The 18,705-nt window shown below is 63.2% G+C and carries 16 protein-coding genes; 7 read left to right on the top strand and 9 right to left on the bottom strand.

Annotation, left to right across the window (positions count from 1 at the left end; all coding sequences use genetic code 11):
- Positions 1-55 precede the first annotated feature (55 nt).
- Entirely contained in the window at positions 56-718 is a 663-nt protein-coding gene (locus ACQS5P_RS01025) for a hypothetical protein (RefSeq protein ID WP_428939044.1), read from the bottom strand.
- Between the two features lie 150 nt (positions 719-868).
- Positions 869-2,146, bottom strand: a complete 1,278-nt coding sequence (purD, locus tag ACQS5P_RS01020) for a phosphoribosylamine--glycine ligase (RefSeq protein ID WP_428939043.1) — start codon at positions 2,144-2,146, stop codon at positions 869-871.
- A 166-nt stretch (positions 2,147-2,312) separates the two neighbouring features.
- On the opposite strand from purD, the gene sucC reads away from it, so the two are divergent.
- Entirely contained in the window at positions 2,313-3,482 is a 1,170-nt protein-coding gene (sucC, locus tag ACQS5P_RS01015) for an ADP-forming succinate--CoA ligase subunit beta (protein WP_428939042.1), read from the top strand.
- A 26-nt stretch (positions 3,483-3,508) separates the two neighbouring features.
- On the opposite strand, the gene ACQS5P_RS01010 is transcribed toward sucC, so the two are convergent.
- Entirely contained in the window at positions 3,509-4,003 is a 495-nt protein-coding gene (locus ACQS5P_RS01010; protein ID WP_428939041.1) for an N-acetyltransferase family protein, read from the bottom strand.
- A gap of 166 nt (positions 4,004-4,169) precedes the next feature.
- Between ACQS5P_RS01010 and ACQS5P_RS01005 the strand changes: the two genes are divergently transcribed.
- Both ACQS5P_RS01005 and ACQS5P_RS01000 read left to right on the top strand, forming a co-directional pair.
- Positions 4,170-4,652: a hypothetical protein gene (locus ACQS5P_RS01005; RefSeq protein ID WP_428939040.1), complete on the top strand. Its 483-nt coding sequence runs from the start codon at positions 4,170-4,172 to the stop codon at positions 4,650-4,652.
- A gap of 63 nt (positions 4,653-4,715) precedes the next feature.
- On the top strand, positions 4,716-5,483 hold the full coding sequence (locus ACQS5P_RS01000) for a sugar phosphate isomerase/epimerase family protein (RefSeq protein WP_428939039.1): 768 nt from the start codon (positions 4,716-4,718) through the stop codon (positions 5,481-5,483).
- Between the two features lie 361 nt (positions 5,484-5,844).
- Here the strand turns inward: ACQS5P_RS01000 and rpmF are convergent, their stop codons facing one another.
- Positions 5,845-6,243, bottom strand: coding sequence for a 50S ribosomal protein L32 (gene rpmF, locus ACQS5P_RS00995; protein WP_428940978.1), 399 nt, complete (start codon positions 6,241-6,243; stop codon positions 5,845-5,847).
- On the opposite strand from rpmF, the gene ACQS5P_RS00990 reads away from it, so the two are divergent.
- Together ACQS5P_RS00990 and ACQS5P_RS00985 are read left to right on the top strand one after the other, a co-directional pair.
- The gene (locus tag ACQS5P_RS00990) at positions 6,242-7,258 is read left to right on the top strand and encodes a hypothetical protein (RefSeq protein ID WP_428941059.1); all 1,017 of its coding nucleotides are present in this window, start codon (positions 6,242-6,244) and stop codon (positions 7,256-7,258) included. The genes rpmF and ACQS5P_RS00990 overlap by 2 nt on opposite strands.
- Before the next feature lie 168 nt (positions 7,259-7,426).
- The gene (locus ACQS5P_RS00985) at positions 7,427-8,323 is read left to right on the top strand and encodes an OmpA family protein (RefSeq protein ID WP_428939038.1); all 897 of its coding nucleotides are present in this window, start codon (positions 7,427-7,429) and stop codon (positions 8,321-8,323) included.
- A gap of 166 nt (positions 8,324-8,489) precedes the next feature.
- Here ACQS5P_RS00985 and ACQS5P_RS00980 read toward each other — a convergent pair whose 3' ends face one another.
- Together ACQS5P_RS00980 and ACQS5P_RS00975 are read right to left on the bottom strand one after the other, a co-directional pair.
- Positions 8,490-9,485 carry a DUF4922 domain-containing protein gene (locus ACQS5P_RS00980; RefSeq protein WP_428939037.1) on the bottom strand — a complete coding sequence of 332 codons (996 nt, stop codon included), beginning with the start codon at positions 9,483-9,485 and terminating at the stop codon, positions 8,490-8,492.
- Complete coding sequence (locus ACQS5P_RS00975; protein WP_428939036.1) at positions 9,382-11,019, bottom strand: glycosyltransferase family 2 protein; 1,638 nt, start codon at positions 11,017-11,019, stop codon at positions 9,382-9,384. Before ACQS5P_RS00975 ends, ACQS5P_RS00980 begins: the two co-directional genes overlap by 104 nt.
- A gap of 289 nt (positions 11,020-11,308) precedes the next feature.
- Here ACQS5P_RS00975 and ACQS5P_RS00970 point away from each other — a divergent pair, with 289 nt between their 5' ends.
- On the top strand, positions 11,309-13,036 hold the full coding sequence (locus ACQS5P_RS00970; protein ID WP_428939035.1) for a sodium:solute symporter family transporter: 1,728 nt from the start codon (positions 11,309-11,311) through the stop codon (positions 13,034-13,036).
- A gap of 42 nt (positions 13,037-13,078) precedes the next feature.
- Here the strand turns inward: ACQS5P_RS00970 and ACQS5P_RS00965 are convergent, their stop codons facing one another.
- The 3 genes from ACQS5P_RS00965 to ACQS5P_RS00955 form a co-directional block, all read right to left on the bottom strand.
- Positions 13,079-14,773 carry an NPCBM/NEW2 domain-containing protein gene (locus ACQS5P_RS00965; protein ID WP_428939034.1) on the bottom strand — a complete coding sequence of 565 codons (1,695 nt, stop codon included), beginning with the start codon at positions 14,771-14,773 and terminating at the stop codon, positions 13,079-13,081.
- Between the two features lie 495 nt (positions 14,774-15,268).
- Positions 15,269-16,501 (bottom strand): C39 family peptidase, encoded by a 1,233-nt coding sequence (locus tag ACQS5P_RS00960; RefSeq protein WP_428939033.1) that lies wholly within the window; start codon positions 16,499-16,501, stop codon positions 15,269-15,271.
- A gap of 130 nt (positions 16,502-16,631) precedes the next feature.
- Complete coding sequence (locus ACQS5P_RS00955; RefSeq protein WP_428939032.1) at positions 16,632-17,171, bottom strand: YkgJ family cysteine cluster protein; 540 nt, start codon at positions 17,169-17,171, stop codon at positions 16,632-16,634.
- Between the two features lie 33 nt (positions 17,172-17,204).
- Here ACQS5P_RS00955 and ACQS5P_RS00950 point away from each other — a divergent pair, with 33 nt between their 5' ends.
- On the top strand, positions 17,205-18,701 hold the full coding sequence (locus ACQS5P_RS00950) for a PHB depolymerase family esterase (protein ID WP_428939031.1): 1,497 nt from the start codon (positions 17,205-17,207) through the stop codon (positions 18,699-18,701).
- The last annotated feature ends 4 nt before the right edge of the window (positions 18,702-18,705 follow it).

Genomic DNA, 18,705 nt, shown 5'->3' with positions numbered 1-18,705 from the left:
TGCGATGGCTTCAGGCAGGTGGCCCGGGCGGGTATCGGCCGCGTGATCCTGCGCCTCATGCGTGCGCCGCGGGCTGCTTTTGCTCCCAGGCGCGAGCCGCCAGAGATGCCAGAGTTTCGATCATCTCCACCTGTGTGGGGCTGGCGGTCACGGGCAGCACGATCCGCAGCGCCTTGCGGTTCCATCCCAGCATGTTCTTGTAGTGGGGTGCGGGATTGGGGGTGTTGGCGGCATCCAGACGCTCGATCCGCAGCGTCTGTCCGCGCGCCGCGGCGATGGGATAGCCCAGCGTCTGCGATCCGCCGGCTTCCTCGGAATCGGCGATGAACTCCATCTCGCGACGGTCGGCCGGAAGCAGCAACTTCAGCTTCAAAGCCTGATCCAGCACATCGGGAATATAAACAACCAGTTTGCCGTCGAGCTGGTCTTCGATGGCGAAGACCTGCATGCGGTATTTCCCGTCGGCGATGAAGAACTGGACGTTCTGCTGACCGACGGTGGTGATGGCCAGCGGCGCCAGCGTTCCCATCGCCCGCGCCAGGCGCTTCCAGAGCTGGCCGTGCGTCGCGTCGCCCGCCGCCGTCTCCAGTGCCGCCAGATGTTTTTCGACGTTGGTGCGATCCTTCTGCCCCGCCCTGGAAAGCATGACCTCCAGCTCGATCGGACGCGCAAGGGCGCTGCGGACGGATTCCATTACGGCGCTGCGGGTTTTGGGCATAGAAGAGATCTCCAGAAGGACAATTCATTATAGGCCGAGCGAAGCGGTTGCGATAGGGCAGCGGTGAGGCGCGCTGTTTCGTCAGCGAACCACGCTGCGGCTTTGATCAAAAGAAGGGCGGCGGAGATTCGCGGCCTGCCGATCGCAGGCCTATCGCTGGATCGCGCGCCAGCCGATGTCCTTGCGGTAGTGCATGCCCTCGAAGTGGATCTTGCTGATGGCCTGATAGGCGCGTTTCTGGGCGTCGGCGATGGTATTGCCCAGAGCGGTGACCGCCAGCACCCGTCCGCCGTCGGTGACGATCTGATTTCCACGCCGCGCCGTGCCGCTGTGGAAGACTTTCACATCCGGCATGGCGTCGGCCTCATCGATGCCGCTGATCGGCAGCCCGGTGGGGTATGCTCCGGGATATCCGCGGCTGGCGGCGACAACGCACAGCGCCGCTCGCGGATCCCACTTCAGCTCGATCTGATCCAGCTTTCCATCCACCACCGCGAGCATCGCCTCCAGCAGGTCGCTTTTCAGTCGCATCATCAGCGGCTGCGTCTCTGGATCTCCAAAGCGACAGTTGAACTCCAGAACCTTGGGGCCGTTGCTGGTGAGCATCAGCCCGGCATACAGCACGCCGCGGTACTCGATTTCCTCCCGCACCAGTCCGTCCAGCACGGGCACGAGGATGTCGCGTTCGATCTGCCGCAGCAGATTTTCGTCCACGACGGGCGTGGGCGAGTAGGCGCCCATTCCGCCGGTCATCGGGCCGGTGTCGCCGTCGTCCACCGGCTTGTGATCCTGCGCCGGCTCCATGAGATAGATGTTGCGGCGATCGACGAACGCCAGGATCGAACACTCCGGTCCATGGAGCATTTCCTCGATGATGATCCGCGCGCCGGCTTCGCCGAAGACACGCTTTCGCATGATCCGGTCGATCGCCTCCAGCGCGTCCTGCGTGCGGTAACAGACGGTCACACCCTTGCCCCGTGCCAGGCCGGTTGCCTTGATCACCACCGGCTCGTCCCGCGTCTTGACGTACTGTTCGGCATCATCGGGATCGACAAAGGCCCGAGCCTCGGCGGTGGGCACGGCCTGGTGACGCATCAGTTCCTTGGCGAACCACTTGTCGGCTTCGAGCCTGGCCGCCTGTGCGGAGGGACCGAAGACGCGAACATTGCCGCCGATCTGTGCCAGCCGGTCCGTCAGTCCTGCCGCCAGCGGATCTTCCGGACCGATCACGACCAGCTCGATGCGGTTCTGGCGGACGAACCTCTCGATTCTGTCAAAGTCCATGACACCGATGGGAACCAGATCGGCGACCTGCGCGATTCCGGGATTGCCCGGCGCCGCGAACAGCGCGGTGACCCGCGGCGAGGATGCCAGCTTCCAGGCCAGCGCGTGCTCCCGTCCGCCACTTCCGATGATCAGCACTCTCATACCGTTCACGAGGATAACAGCGCGGCAGTCAGTTTCCAACGCGGTGGCGGAGAGAAGCGAGCCGGCTGCCTGGCTCCTGATGGGTGAGGCACGCACGCGAACACCGGATGCGATTGATCGTGCGGTTTGAGCGTCACGGGCACAGCCGCTATATTCCCCACCCGTCATGAAGATTCACGAATACCAGGCCAGGCAGATACTGGCCGAGCATGGCATTCCTGTTCCCCCGGCCCAAGTGGTGCGCAGCGCCGAGGAGGCGGCCGACGCGTTCAGGAAATTCGCGCAGCCGATGTGCGTGGTCAAGGCGCAGGTGTACGCCGGCGGGCGGGGCAAGGCGGGTTTCGTCCGCCTGGTTCACTCCGCCGACGAAGCGCGCGAGGCGGCACAGTTCATGCTCTCCAACCGGATGGTCAGCTACCAGACCGGCCCGGAAGGCGTGCCGGTGTCGGTGTTGCTCGTGGCGCCGGGGGTCCAGATCGACAAGGAGTACTATCTGGGCCTGACCATCGATCGCACGCGAAACACCGTGACGATGATCGCTTCGGCCGAAGGAGGGGTCGAGATCGAGCAGGTGGCGCGAACGGCCCCGGAGAAGGTCTTCAAGCAGCCGCTGCATCCGCTGCTGGGGCTTCAGCCCTATCAGGCGCGGGAGCTGGCCTACAAGCTGGGGTTTGCGGATCGGCTGGCCAACGAGGCCGCCAGACTCATGCTGAATCTCGCCAGCGTATTCCTGAAGTTCGATGCGTCGCTGGCGGAAATCAATCCGCTGGTGGTCACGAAGCAGGGCCAGTTGCTGGCGATCGACGCGAAGCTGAATTTCGATGACAACGCGCTGTTCCGGCATCCTGAGATCGAGAAGCTCGCCGACGAGTCGCAGGAAAGGCCGCTGGACGTGCGTGCCAGGAAGGCGGGGCTGAACTACATCGCGCTGGACGGCAACATCGGGTGCCTGGTGAACGGCGCCGGGCTGGCGATGGCGACGATGGACATCATCAAGCTTCACGGCGCCGAGCCGGCGAATTTCCTCGATGTCGGCGGCAGCGTCACCGCCGAGGGCGCCATCGAAGCCTTCCGCATCATCCTTTCGGACCCGAAAGTCAAGGGCATTCTGGTCAACATCTTCGGTGGAATCGCCAGGTGCGACCTGATCGCCGAGGCGCTGGTCAAGGCCGGGCGCGAGGTGGGCTTCAAGGTTCCGGTGGTTGTGCGCCTGGAAGGCACCAACGTCGAGAAGGCGCGGCAGATCCTCCAGGAGGCACACGCCGAGCTGCCGACGCTCCAGATCGCCACCGACCTGACCGATGCCGCCAGGAAGGTGACCGCCGCGGTGGCCTGAGACGATCCGCCGGACCGAAATCGCCCTCACAGCAGCAGTTCCATGTAGATCACGTCCAGCCAGCGGCCAAACTTCAAGCCGACGGACTTGAGCCTTCCAACCTGCTCAAAGCCCATCCGGGAATGCATCGCGATGCTGATCGCCTGATCAGCATCGATGGCGGCGATGATCGCCCGATGCCCGAGTACTCGCGCGCGATCGATCAAATCCTTCAGGATCGCCGAGCCGATCCCCCGGCCATGGTGCTCGTGATGGACATACACCGAGTTTTCCACCGTGAAGCGGTAGGCGCTGCGAGCATGAAAGGCAGATAAAGCTCCCCAGCCGACGATCTGTGCATCGATCTCCGCCACGGTCACGGGATGCTGCATGTCGTGCCGGGCGAACCATTCGCGGCGGCTCTCGATCGGCTCGGGTTGCTCCTGGTAGGTGCAGGTCGAGCAAAGGACGTAATGGTTGTAGATGTCGTTGATGGCCTGAAGGTCTGCGGGCGTGGCCAGCCTGATGGTGCAGGGGTTCATATCGCGATGATACTCAATGAGTCAGTCTTGCGAACGGTGAGGCCAGGGCTGACAGAAGTTGAGAGGTCGCGCACTCGCATCGGCGTCGATTCCCGGTTAACCTGTTTGCCTGGGTTCGCACCGCACGCGAAACCTGGGCAACCAACGATCAAGGGAGTGTGTGTCCATGCCGGCATTGGCTCGATGGATGGCGGCGTTCGGCGTGCTGCTGATCGCCTGCGACATCCTCGATTGGTTCATGACATCTCCGGTGTTGCTGGGCGAGCGGACGCTGGTGCCTGGCTGGGCCGGCGGCGCCATCATGATCGCATCCGGACTGCTGACGATGGCCGGGCGAACCTCGCTGCGACGAGCCGGGCTGGTCATCGGGACATTTCTGCCCCTGGGTCTGGCGGCGATCTACACGTGGCACGGCGCGCGGCTGTGGCGGGAAGTGTGGGCCCGATCCGTGCCCGTGCTTCCCGCGGTCGCTTTCAGTACGCTGGCGGTGCTGGGCGTTGTGGTGACGTGGCTGGTCTTTCGCCTGCGCCCGCGCGAGGGCATCGCCAGCCGCGGCTATGCCGTGACGGTGCCCGCCCGTCGCCGCATGAACCCCCACCAGCACACCGGAGAAGAGCTGTCCAAGCCACGAAGATCCGAAGCCGGATAAGGACCAGGCGGATCATCGGCGGCACGATCGACAATCTCACTCTGGCGGAAAGGACTTTGAGACATGGCAAAGATTCCCCTGGCCGTTCAACTTTACACGCTGAGAAATCAGATCAAGGATGATTTCGCCGGTGTCGTCAGGGCGGTGTCGAGAATCGGCTACGCGGGCGTCGAGCTGGCCGGGTACGGCAATCTCAAGACCGCCGCGGAGGTGCGCAAGGCCGTTGAGGATGCCGGATTGAAGATCGCCGGCAATCACGTCAGCCTTGAATCGCTGGAAAAGGAACTCAACCGCACGCTGGATGAGCAGGACGCGCTGGGCAACAGGATGATCACCGTGTCATACCTGCCCGAGCAGCGCCGCAAAGACGCCAATGGCTGGCGAAGCTGTGCCGAAGCCTTCATGCGCGTGGCGCCATTGTGTCAGAAGCGAGGCTTCACGCTTGCGTACCACAACCACAGCTTCGAATTCCAGAAGTTCAACGGGCAATCCGGGTTTGACATTCTTTGGGAGAACACCGACCCGGCACTGTTGCGCAGCCAACTCGACGTATACTGGGTCAGGCACGCCGACGAAGACCCGCTGGTGTGGTTGAACAAGCTCGGGAGGCGGGTGGTGTCGCTGCACTTGAAGGACATGGCCGCAGGTCCGCAGCGGCGATTTGCTCCGGTGGGCACCGGGATTCTGGATTTTCGGGCGATCATTTCGGCCGCCGAGCGGCTGGGCACGGTGCAATGGAACATTGTCGAGCAGGACGACTGCTACGACACGCCGTCGATCGAGGCTGTGCGGATCAGTTTCCAGAACCTCAAGGCGATCGGCGCTGTCTGAGCGATCCGAAAAAGACTCCCGACCCCTTTGTTTAAGGGGTCGGGAGTCTTTTCGGGAGGTATCCCGTCGCCCGTCGTAAGAAAGGTTCAAAGTTGCGACGGCGGCGGCTGTTGCTGTAGGCTGTGGGCAGTTAGACTGGAGTTTGGTGAGACTCCATGCGACGACGAACCGGCCAAAAGTGGCTTGTCCTCGGGTTGTACCTGAACGCGGCGATGCTGGGCGCGATTCTGCTGGTGCTGCTCGGACGCGACGGTCCGCCCCGGCTGTTGTCCGTCGCCTGGGGACAGAACCAACTGCCGATCGGCGGCGGGGCGGGCGTGTTTATCGTGCCGGCGCAATTCGCGGAAAAGGTCTACGGCTGTTACATCATGGATATCGACGCGCAGACCCTGTGCGCGTACCAGTATCGTCCGCACGACGGACAGTTGCGGCTCGTGGCGGCAAGGTATTTCCGCTGGGACCGGCTGCTACGAGAGTTCAACACCGAAAAACCAACGCCCGCGGAGGTGCAGGATCTGGTCGAGCAACAACAGGCCGCCGGGCGCGTTCTGGAGCCTAATCGCGAGCGGCCGGCCGTCGAGCCGCCGCAACAGCCCTGAACGACGTCCGCCGCAACCCGCGCCGCCCGTGGCTGATGTGGATATAATTGATTTGCAAAGGAATCGACGCAGACGTCCCGGGCCGCTGCCGACACGCCCGGGCCGAGCAACGAACCCGGCAACGTCGCATGCGGCACCACCAGCAGGAGACCGACACCCATGATGGCCAAGATGTTTTACACGTTGGACGAAGCCAAGGCGGCCCTGGCGAAAAATGAGGAGGAGATCAAGCAGCTTGTCCGCGAAGGGCGGCTGCGCGAGTTTCGTGACGGGCCACGGCTGATGTTCAAGGCCGACCAGGTGGAGTCGTTGAAGGCCGAACTTGGTCTTGGCGGTCCAGCGGGCGTGGCGGATACCGGCCCGTCCGACAGCGGTGGCCCCATCGGGCTGGTCGATACCCGCGGCGGCAGCGCCACGGGGATCTCGCTGGTGGATTCGGATGTCTCTGGACGCAGTGGCACGGGACTGAGTGGCAGCGGGATCGCGGCGCCACTGAAGGACGACACCGCGCTGGCCGCGGACTTGGGGTTGACCGGCTCGCTTGGCGGCGTGCCTTCGCCCGGACGGCCCGGCGGCGGCAGCCCGAGCCCTTCCAGCAGCATCGGCGGCACCCGCGCCGGATCGGGAATCAACGTCCTGGGTGAGAGCTTCCCGGCTGCTGATCCGGCGGCGCAGACGGCGATCTCCGGGGGAAGCATCCCCGATCAGGTGAGTCTGGAAGGCGTGGGATCGGGATCGGGCCTGCTGGATCTGACCCGCGAGAGCGATGATACCAGTCTGGGAGCGGAGCTGCTGGACGAGATTGCGCCTGGCGGATCGAAGCGTGGCACCAAGGCTGGCTCCGCCGCTGCCGGGACTGCCGCCGGCACCGCTGCCGGCACCGCCGCCGGGGCCAGCGGCATCGCCGTTGCAGCCGCAGCGCGCGGCGTCCGTGTCGGCGCAGGTCCGATTTACGTCGAGCACCGCGACCCGCTGGCGCCGGCATTCGGTGGGGCAGCATTGGCGGCGGCGATCATGGTGTTGTTCGGCGGCCTTGCCCTGACCAGCGCCGTGCTGGATACGCGTCCGACCCTGCTCAACTATGTCGATCAGATGAGCTGGCCGATCCTCAGCGGCATCGGCATCGGCTTTGCCCTGGTGCTGGGAGTCATCGGAGCGATCATCGGGCGACGATGATGCCGCTCGGCAATCATCACTGCGTGGAGCACGACAGTACGCCAGGGTGTCTGGATCGCGCCTCGTGCAATTTCTGCGCTTTTTTTCTGCGCGCCCCTTGAAATCCTGTGAACAGAAGGCAAACTAAGCGTCCAACTCATTCAGCATGGAGGCTATGGTATGACACGGATGTTGCACGTCGCAGTGGCGGGGCTGATTCTCACGGCTCTTTCCGGCGTTTCCGGGTGCGTTTCCCAGGAAAAGTACAATGCGCTGAAGCTCGATCGCGACGCGCTGGCCGAGCAGCTCGGCAAGGCGCAGAACGACGCCAGCACCGCTCGCGCTGAAGCCGACTCGTATAAGCAGCAGCTTGCAGCTTTGATGGGTCAGGGTGGAAACCTCAATGCCCTGGTGACCAATCTTCAACAGCAGAACGCCAACCTCCAGGCCGAGCTGGATGCGCTGAACCGCAAATACGCCGACGCCATTGCCCGCGCCGGTTCCGGCACTGCGCTGCCCCAGCCGCTGACCAACGAACTGACCGCCTTTGCCCAGGCCAATCCTGATCTGGTCGATTTTGACCCCGCGCGAGGGATCGTGAAATTCAAGAGCGACGTGACGTTCGCGCTTGGCGAGGCGACGCTTCAGCCCAAGGCGCGCGAGGTGATTCAGCGATTTGCCACGATCCTCAACTCGCCCGCGGCGGCGAATTATGAGCTGCTGGTGGCGGGCCACACCGACAACACGCGGGTGAGCAATCCGCGTACGATCCAGGCCGGTCACAAGGACAACTGGTATCTGAGCGCTCACCGCGCGATCACGGTGGCGCAGGAGCTGATGAGCCACAACGTCAACCCGCAGCGGATCGGGGTGGTGGGCTATGCCGACCAGCGCCCGATTGCCAGCAATGCCAGCGAATCCGGCAAGGCGCAGAACCGCCGCGTCGAGGTGCTGATCCTCCCGACGACGATTCGTGGCGGCAGCAACTTCGCCAGCGGCTCCGGCAAGCCCGCCAAGCCGCTGCTGAACAAGGACACCACCGGCGGCACGGCGACCGTGAACACGAACCCGGCGCTGAACAAGTAATGACCGCCGGTCGCCGACATTCGGCGGCCGAAGAGTCACAGCAAGTGAAGAATTACTGTTGCGCCCCGCGACGTCCGCCGCCGCGGGGCGCTTTGTTTTGATCGCCGAAGCAAAAGCGCTGCAGGCAGATCATGGATCGCGCGTGACGCAGACTTGGCCGCAATGCTCACAGACTGGCAAGCCGCTCTTTGAGGGCATCACAAAGCTGCGCGAAGGCGTGCGGCGGCACGGTGACCTGCTGGAACATCTCGGCCAGATGCGCTGCGGTCAGGCGATCAAAGTCCTGTCGCCGCGGCGTGATGACCAGCCCGCCCAGGTCCACCGTTCCGGGGCTGAGCAACAGGCGCGATTCATCATCCCCGAAATAAAACGACGGCCGATGCCGTGCTCGTGGAAACACCACCGCGCGGTACGTGCCGCGCTCGTGCGAAACGATCAGGTTCATCATCGGCTCGTCTTCGTCGCCCGTCAGCCGCCGCAGCGCGTCATACGTGGCGGTGAAACACGCCTGCACGCTGTCGGCATTCTCCGACTCGATCGAGATGAATCGTCGCAGATACCCGGCATCGACGAACATGCTGGCGCCATTACACTGGAGCAGTGGACGCTTGATGCGATCGTACTCGGCATCGATCGGCATGTGCCCGCGATCGGCGGCCTGGAGATGCATGTGATCCGGCGCCGATGCCCCGCATCTGGGACCGTTGTAAAACACCTGATATCGTCTGCCCAGCTTCTGGCTCAGCCGCAGCATCGCGGCGAACGAGTCGCTGATGCGCTGTGGTCGGTGCTGGCGGTGAACGATCGTGAAATGCTCCGGAAAAATCGGGTAGGGATTGCACAGCAGAACAAACTCATCCCCGCAGGGCAGTTCGAGCTGTTCGTCCGGGCGATTGTCCGCGCACAGAAAGCACGGGCGCTTGCCCACCGAGGCCGGATCCACCTTTGCCGACACCGAGCTGAGCCGCCCCGGGTTGAACTGCGTCCTGACCACGAAACGAACCGCGGCCTGGGGTGCGCGTGACGCTGATGCGTCCGCGACCTGGCTCGCTTCAAACTCATACGTTCGCGTCTGGGCGGCTTGCAGCGACTTGAGGTTCTCGGCCAGGAGTTTCCACGATCGCTTCTGCTCGTTTAACAGCGCCAGCGACTGTTGCGACAAGTCCCTGGCTGGCTCCTGCTGCTGCTGGAGATGCTGGCTGTGTGGTTCCCGTTGCCGCGGCTGATGCATGTTTGCTGACTCTGTTGGGAGCCGTCGCCTCGCCCGCGTCGATCGCTTCGCGCAGATTCAGTCGCTGCCGCGCCAGGATTTCCAGCGTGCGAAGCCTGTCCTTGTAGGCGTTGTACGTGTTCAGCCGGGCAATGTCGAGATCAGCGTCGGAGTTGCCCTCCCATCGCCGGCACAGGTAGATCGGCTCGAAGACGCGTCCGATCCGGTAGCGTCGGCTGATCGCCAGGCCAATCGCGTAGTCCTCGCCATAGCTGACGTTCGGGATGGCGATTTGCCGGAGAATCGGCGTGTAGAACGCGCGCGGAGCGCCCAGCCCGTTGACTCGAAGCGCGTTGTTGGGGCCATTTTCCGCCGTCCACTCCCGGTGATCGACCACGCCCGGCGGAATGGGCTTCAGCTCGAAATTGGTCATCTGGTAGCTGCCGATGACCATGGCGCACTGCTCGCGGTAGAAAACGTCGATCAGTCGCTGAAGCGTGGTGGCGTCGGGATACAGATCATCGCTGTCGAGCTGGACGGCGAATCGCCCGCAGGCGCGATGGTGCACGGCATGGTTCCAGCACCCCCCAATCCCCAGGTCGTGCCGCGGCGGAATCAAATGGATGACCCTTGGATCCCTGGCGGCAAATTCCTGCACGATCTCGGTGGTTCCGTCGGCCGAGTGGTTGTCCACAACGATGCAGTTGAACGCGAAGTCAGCCTTTTGCCTCAGGACCGAACCGATGGCGTCTCCGATGGTTCGCACGCGGTTGCGCACCGGGATCACGACGGTCGCTTCGACTTCGAATGGCTGATCATCGAAGCGGACCGCCTGGAATCGCTGTGGCGACAGCCAGGCGCCGATTCGCCTCAGGTGCTCGGTGACAGCTCGCTCCATTTCAACCTGCACCGATCGGTTCTTCGGATCAACATAGTCGAAGTTTTTCTCCGCCGACTTGCGAAGATCCGGTTCCGAGCGGGTGTACAGCGACTCGGGGATACGCATGATCCCCACCGACGTGCGTGACACCGCCAGCCGCAACGCGTACAACCCGGCGTGGCGGAAATCCCTGGCGGCGGCGATCTCGATGGCGGCGCGGCGGAGGATTTCTGTTTCGATCAGCAGCAGCGAGCCGAAGTTGAAATCATCGCGCAGGCTGCCAGGCTGATAATCGATCAGGGGATGGCAGATCGGCCGCCCGTGGCGGACCTCGTGGTAATCGCTGTAGAGCATGCCCGCGCCGCTGTCGTCGGCAACCTGTAGAAAACGGGGCAGCGCCAAGGGGCCCAGCTCCAGCGGCGTATCGTGAAGGATCAGCAGGGCATAAGGTGTATGAACCTCGGCGGCAATCTGCTGAACGGTGCGGCTGCTATGCAGGCCGTCGACCGCGAACGTCTCCACGTGATCGAAAGTGGCCGCCGGCCCGCTGCTCAGCAGGCACACGCGCTGAACCAGGCCCGAAGCCTTCAGGGCCGCGACGGTCATGCGAGTGAATTCCCGCCCGCTGTAGGGCACGAAGGCAGTGATCGGTGCACTGGGCGATGGCAAAACGCGGGTTGAAGCTGCGGCGGTCAACTAGGCTCCTCCTGCTCTGGGCGGCGTCTGGTGGACGGTCATGGGATTGCTCCAGGGCTTTGTCAGAACCAGACTCCGAGATATTACATAATTTCAAACTGCGGTTAAACTATAAAGCGACAGAATTCCTTATCGGCAAGAATTGGTAAAAAGACGCCGTGAACGGGCAGGCTCGCGAGATTCTAACCCTCAAGCTCCCATGGCCTTACTCATCGACGCGTTGATCGTCATCATCTACTTCGTGGGGATCCTTGCGGTCGGACTGTACATGGGCCGGCGGGAAAATTCCCTGCATGACTTCGCCTTGGGTGGACGACGCGTGCCATGGTGGGCGGTGATGGCCTCGATCATCGCCGCCGAAACCTCCGCCGCCACCTTTCTGGGCGCGCCGGGCGAAGGCTACGAAAAGCGCAGCCTGGCCTACGTGCAGCTCGTCATGGGTCTGATCCTCGGACGAGTGCTGGTCGGCTACGTGTTCCTCAAGCCCTACTACACCTACAAGGTCTACACCGTCTACGACTACCTGGACGTGCGCTTCGGACCGGCCTCCAAAAACTACGTCTCGGCCCTGTTCCTGCTCATGCGCACGCTGGCGTCGGGAACGCGGCTGTTCGTCCCGTCGCTGGTGATCGTGCTGGCCTGGCAACTGTTCGTCCAGGGCGAGCAGGTCAACTTCAGCCAGGGCGCAGTCACCTCGCTGGGTCCATATGTCGTTGCCATTGTCGCCCTCACGATCATCACCTGTCTGTACACCGCGGTGGGGGGTATCAAGGCGGTGATCTGGACCGACGTGATCCAGGCCACCCTCATGTTCGGCAGCGCCCTGACCGCCATCGTCACGCTGCTGTATCACATCGGCGGGGACAGCATGAACCTCATGGACGGGCTGCGGGCGCTGGGCCAGGCCGTGCCGCAGATGAAAACCACCGAAGGATACTTTCTCACCGGACTGGAGCCGCGAGCCGTCAACAACTGGATGGTTTCGCACAACCTGGCGTCGATGAGCCCGATCGATTACGTGTGGCTGATCCTCGGCAGCGACTACACTCTGTTTTCCGCCCTGATCGCTTCGACCCTGGGCAACATGGCCGCCTTCGGAACCGACCAGGACATGGTCCAGCGCATGCTCACCGCCGAGACCTACAAGCAGAGCCGACGGAGCCTGATCACCGCGGCACTGATGGACGTTCCGATCGCGGCGGCGTTCACGTTCATCGGCATCCTGCTGTTCGTCTACTACCAGCAGGATCCGACCTACAAGCCCGCCGCCAATGCGGACGTGTTCGGCAGTTACATTCTTAACGTCATGCCCCCGGGCATTCGCGGGCTGGTGATCGCCGGCGTGTTCGCCACCGCGATGGGTTCGCTGTCGGCGGCGCTGAACGCATTGGCCACCAGTATGACCAATGACTGGTACATTCCCTACCTGGCCCCCCGACGTCATGAACGCCACTACGTCGGCGCCGCCCGCTTCTTCACCGCCATGTTCGCTTTTCTGATGATTCTCATCGCCGTCTTCTTCGCCTACGCGAAGATCAAGGATCCGGGCGTGCGGATCATCCCCGTGGTGCTGGGGATCGCGGCGTTCATCCTCGGACCGATGCTCGGCGTGTTCCTCATCGGCATGCTCACCAAACGCCGGGGCTCGGATACCGGCAACATCATCGCCATCACGCTCGGACTGATCACGACGATCTACCTGGGCGGATTGCATGTGGACATGCTGAACCTGTTTGGCGTGGGTCACTGGGTCAGCCCGCCGCCGATCAAGGTTTCCTTCACGTGGTTTGCCTTGATCGGGGCGAGTGTGGTCTTTGCCGTGGGGGTGCTTTTCCGCACGCCGCAGGATGTGCTGGACGTGGCGCGGCGTCGCCGTGAAGAGGCCCACCACGACGATCGCCCGCTGGCCCTGCGCGGGCCAGCATGAGCGGTATGCTCGAATTCGAAGTCTGAATCCGGGCTCTTCATCCTACACGGCGACGCCGGGATCAGGCGTGGGCCTGAAGACCGGCACAAGTCTGGCGGCGGCCCAGTCGGCGTGGTCGTCGTTGTCGCCATCGCCGGCATTGGTCGTCACCAGCTTCAGCTCCCTGACACCGCGCACCTTCAGCGACAGCACCTTCTTGCCATCCCGGCCAGTCATCACGTCGCTGTCGTAGATCTTCTTTCCGTCGGCCCAGACCTGGAAGGTGACCGACCCTCCGTCCCCCGCCTGATCGTCCACGCCGATGTCGGAAAAGAACCGCGAGTACTTTCCGTCAAGCCTGTAGACGATTTCGGATTCGACCGCCACCCCGATGCCTTTGCTGTACACGCGGCCGTCGATCGTCAGCGCGTCTCCGTCGCCGGCCCGTTTCTCGCCATTGGCGCGGTCGAGTTCCACCGGTCCCCATCCGTTGCTTGCCGACTCCCACTTCAGATCGCTGAGATAGACGAATGAACTGACTGCTTTTGAATCATTGACCTGCTCCGGGCGGGATGAAGGCTCTTCGCCCGCGGGCGTGATCGGTTGGCGGCGACCGGCCGGTCGCGAAGGCTGCTTCTGATCGTCCACGTACCCCTGAAGTCCCAGCCGCCTGTTGCGCCCCGGCTTGCCTCGATCCACATTCCACGACAACCTCACGTGCTCGCCGTTGTTCTGGAGCGTCAACCCTCGTCCGCTGGGACCAATTCGGTATCCGTACCAGCGATTGTTGCGCGCCAGCACCGAGGTACTCTGGTGGAAATCGTTTGCAGACAGAACGTGATTGCCATCGACACTGAAGTTCTCCTCGACCAGTGCATTGTCCCCGCCGATCTCGAAGATCACCCGCACGCCCGTCCCGTCCGGTCGCTGCGGCGCGATCGACGTGTTGCGACGCGCGACCGTGCCCGTCGAGCGGTCGGCGATCAGCGAATACGCGAAGACGCTGTTGTTGTCGCTGAAGTTCGGCGTCAGGACCGGGTTCTCGTAATAGTTGTCCTGAAAAACCGAGTTGTATCCGCCGCCCTGATACTCGATTCCCATCCGGCGAAGACCCGAAAAGTAATTCTGCTCCACGAGCAGATTCCGGCTGATGTTGCCGTTGTCGATGACGTGAATCCCCTCATTGCCGTTGAGGAACTCGTTGTTGGCAATGACCAGGTTGTCCCAGGCGTAGCCGTAAATGCCGTTGTCTCCGTTGATCGGCCCGAAGGTGTTGTTGGTGATCCGGCTGTTTCGCAGGCCCGTGGTGAAGGTGATGCCGTTCCAGTTTTCGCCGGCGGCGTTGATCTTGAAGGTGTTGTCGTTGATGACGATGTTTTCGTTCATCAGCCCGCCGTCGCGATCGAGGAAGATCGGCTTGCCATCGAAGCTCAGCCCTTCAATACGCACATTGTTCACGTGGACTTTGAAGATGTGATAGTGACCCGGCGCTTTCAGTTCGGCGTTTCCGTCGCCACGGTAGATGCGATCACCCTTGATGTAAATGGTGGAGCCGATGTCGTACACGCCAGCGGGAAAGTAGATGGTGTCGCCCGGCGCGGAGGCGTCGATGGCGGCGCGAATGGCGGCCGAATCGTCGCCGCCGGCGCCGTCGGGAACCGCGCCAAAATCCATGACGCTCAGTGTGCTCAAGAGTTTCCGAAGTTCCAGAAACTCAAGGATGACCAGCCTCCCGTCTGCCCGACGATTCCCGCTCATGATGCGTCTCCTTGCTGCCCGGTTCACGCTCGGCTCAGTCCGTCTCCAACACAAAGACGGAGTATCCCCGTTGACACCCGTGCGCATCCCGCACGTGCGGGGTCGGTTAAAGCGCGGCCTGAGAGCTTCCGTGCCCGCCGGGCGATGCTGAACCTCAACTTGTGAAGAAGGCTTCGATAGCCCACTGAGACGGACCAGCGATCCGGGCTGATTCGCACGGCGGCGCAGCCCACTGGCATGCGCGACGTGCTGCTGATGGCCGCCCGAAGCGGTGCCCAATGCCCGATCGACTGGTTGATCTCCGTCTAGCCCAACTGCGTTCCTGACGCGGCCCGGAATGAAACGGACTGCCGCAACGCTCGCGGGCGAGTTATAGGACTATGAGGCGGTGAGTCAACCCGAAATTTCATCCGAAAAACAAAAAAGTATGCCAGACTTCAAATCCGCAAGACGTTGATGATGTGTAGTCGCGCGCCACTGCGCCGCGGGAAATGTTCATGGCCGGGCCAAGGTGTCAGCGCCGCCGGCGCGCGAACGCCGGATCACGTATCCCACTCCGCCTGCGTTGGTGAACCACGCCCGCCCCAGTTCCTCAGCCTTGTAGATCACGCCGTTTCCCTTGTCGCGGCTGGCAGGATCGTTGCAGATCACATCGCCGCTGGGCAGCAGCCCGCGGATCACCACGAGGTGTCCGTCGGACTGTTTCAGCACGCTGCTGGGAAACTCGCCACGCTTGAACCTGATCGCCGCGATGATCGGCTGGTTCATCTGGATCATCGCCTTGACCTGCTCCCAGTTTCGAAATCGGGTGATCCAGGCGTCCAGACCCAGCTCCCCGGCGCGCGCCACCGCCCGGCTCCAGTTCCCGAAAATGTCCGCTGACTCGTCGTAAATCGCCAGCGCGTTTTCAACGGTCGGGCGATCGACACCCCACCAAGCCATCACCATCGTTGTCGCCGTGGCCGAACAGATCTGGCTGCGCAGCGCCGGCGGCGAGTCTCCCTGGGCGCGGAAGGGTACTTTCAGATCCTTTGCCCAATTTCCCCGGACCGGCAACGATTCGATGAGCATTGCTCTCACGCCGTCGTCGTTGACCTGTCCCGAGTACGAGACCGCCACGCGGCGCACCGACGGGTTGATGGTCCGATCCAGATCAAAACTCTGAAGCGATGCCCGCACCTGCAATGCATCTGCCGCCCGATCCAGCAGCAGCGTGTCGGTGTGTACCACGCCATGCTGGAAGTGCGTGAGCGGACGATCGATCCGCCTGGCGGCACTGGTGCGGCCCCATTGTCCGACGTAAAGCCATGGCGACCACTGCCCGCTTCGCGCGTCGCGGGTCCGAACCTGGAAACGCACCCCGGTGTTCGCCGGCGCATGAACATTCCACGACGGAATCAGCTCAGTGAATGCAAACTCCGTCTGAATCACCGGCGAGGTCCATGATCCGTATCGCGGATAGGTCTTGAGCCTGCGGTCATCCAGCACTACCAGCGCCGGATCATCGTGAATGACCGCCACATGCTCCAGCTCCCCGGCCAGAAAGCGCTCGACACTGTCGAACATGATCAGCCGATCGACCATGTTGGGCCTTCCGACCAGCACATTGCCGGTGGATGCATCCCGGTTCCCGCCAGACGGAGCAGGCACCAGAATCGCGATCGCCAGAATCGCGATCACGATCGCCGCGGTGGCGCTGTAGAGGATGATCAGCCCTCGCCAAGACATTGATCACCGCTGGTTCACTGCGATAACGTGACTGAAACAGCACATCCCCGAATACAAACCCACAATCCGAAATCCACAATCCGCAGTCCGCAATCCCCAATCCCAATCCCCAATCCCAATCGCCACCCATTCATCCGCTGGTCGGTGGATCCTGCGGCCAGTCGCGGGCATCGCGCAACGCCTCGATCTGCTGCCGCGTGAAGTGCCGCTGGCCGTGGTTCATCCCATGACATCGCTGGGCCGAGCGGTTCCATGCTTCGGGGCTGCGGAGGTTCTCGCTCCAGAACGGCCAGGTGCGGCACTGAAGCGGTCGCACCGGATAGACGGTGCAGACGCGCCTGGTGTGCACGATCTGCTCAGAGTTGTCGCCGACGCAGACTTGTTCTTCCCTGAGGAAAATGCAGTCGTATTCGCCGCGGGCGTTGCGGTTCTCCCGCAGCGAACACTTTCCATCCACCTCGCGGCAATAGCGCGCGATCACCTCCTGCCGTGAGATCTGCAAATACTCAGCCATTCGCGCGATTTCCTGGCGGCTGATCCAGACGTACCCCGGCCCGCCGGTGCAGCAGTTGCCACACTGCGTGCAGGTGAAGCGCAGACCCGCATCGTACCACGGCCGCTCCGGGCCGTCGCCCGCGGTTGGCGGGTTTTGCAGAACCTTCAGTTCCATGTCGGCGTCGGGAGTATATGCTGAAAGGCACCCATGAGACCAACACAAGCCCTGTTTGGCGCGATCGTTTGCCTGGCCATCGCCGGTGGCGTCGGCGCGTCGCCGCCTTCCAGCGCTCCGTCCGCGGTCGCGTCCCCGGCGGTCTGGCGCGCGGATTTGACCCGCGCGCTGTTGCGATTTGACCGAGCGTACGCCTCCAGCTCTGTTTCTGACGCCCGCCGCGCCGAAATCCATCGCGCCTTCGATCGCGCGACCATGCTCTACTTCACAGGCCAGTCGCCCGAAGCGATTCGCACGCTCAATGAGCTGACCGCGTCGCTTGAGCCGGCCGAGCATCGATCAGCCCATGAATCGCTCATCCGCGCGCTACAGGTCCGCATCTGGCCGCAGGTGGCCAGGAGCGATCGACCGACGATCCTGCGAATTCGCGTCACACCGATGTACCCGGTCGATCTCGACGCCGCCGTCGAGCTGCGGCTGATCATCCGCAGCGATGCGGAGGGCTCTGAGCCGATCCTGGACATTCCGGTCCGCATCGAGCCGAACGGCCCGCCGGCAAGTTTCACGCTGGCGCAGCCGAAAGCGGCGATGGGAAAGTACCTGGTCGAGCTGATGGGTCCGGACGGGGCGTTGCATCCGGCGGGGCGGTGGTCCCTGGTCGAGGTGCCGCTGGACGTGGCGCGGCTGAGCAATGACCGCCGCCTTCGCGAGCTTCGTCCGCCCAACTCGCAGATGCGGCATGCGCTGGTGGCAGCGCTGGCGCGAAATACGCTGCTGAGCGATCGCATCGATGAAAACAACTCCGCACAGTATCTGTCGGATCCGATCCAGCTTGCGAGGGAAGTGCAGTCGGAGGTGGAGTGGATCACGATGGGCAAAGACCCGTATGCTGAGCGGACGGGCGACTACTGGCGGGCGATCCTGGCAGGCGGGATGCACCTGCCGGCGCGGGTCTATGTTCCGCCGGCCGTGCAGCAGCCGGCCAACCGGCAGCGCAAGCTCCCGCTGGTGATCGCGCTGCACGGCGCGGCCGGTGACGAGAGCACGTTCATGCAGTCCTGCGGTGCGGGGCAGATCAAGAAGCTGGCCGACGAACACGGCTTTCTGGTGGTTGCGCCCAACACGAACTGGATCAGGCCCAACGCGGCTGCGGTGGATGCGATCATCGAGGCGATGTCATACATTCATCCGATTGACACGTCGCGGGTCTACCTGATCGGGCACTCGCTGGGCGCGGATGTGGCCTGTGACATCGCCGCCCGCCAGCCGCAGACGATCGCCGCGATGGTGCTGTTCGCCGGTGGGGGATTGTCTCGTGCTGCCAGGCTCCCGCCCACGCTCGTATTCGCCGGGCAGATTGACCCGATCGCTGTGCCGGAGCGCTTACGGGCCGAGGTCGATGCCGCCCGGCAGTCCGGCCTGCCCGTCGAGCTGCGCGTCATCCCCGGCGCCGGGCACACGCTGCTGGTCAATGACATGCTGCCCGAGGCGATCGACTGGCTGCTTCGCAGACCCGCGGCGCAGCGGTGAAGCG

The organism is Fontivita pretiosa, assembly GCF_050410795.1.
Lineage (GTDB): Bacteria > Planctomycetota > Phycisphaerae > Tepidisphaerales > Tepidisphaeraceae > Fontivita > Fontivita pretiosa.
The sequence above is the reverse complement of the archived record's forward strand: the minus strand, read 5'-3'. Positions and strand labels throughout refer to the sequence as shown.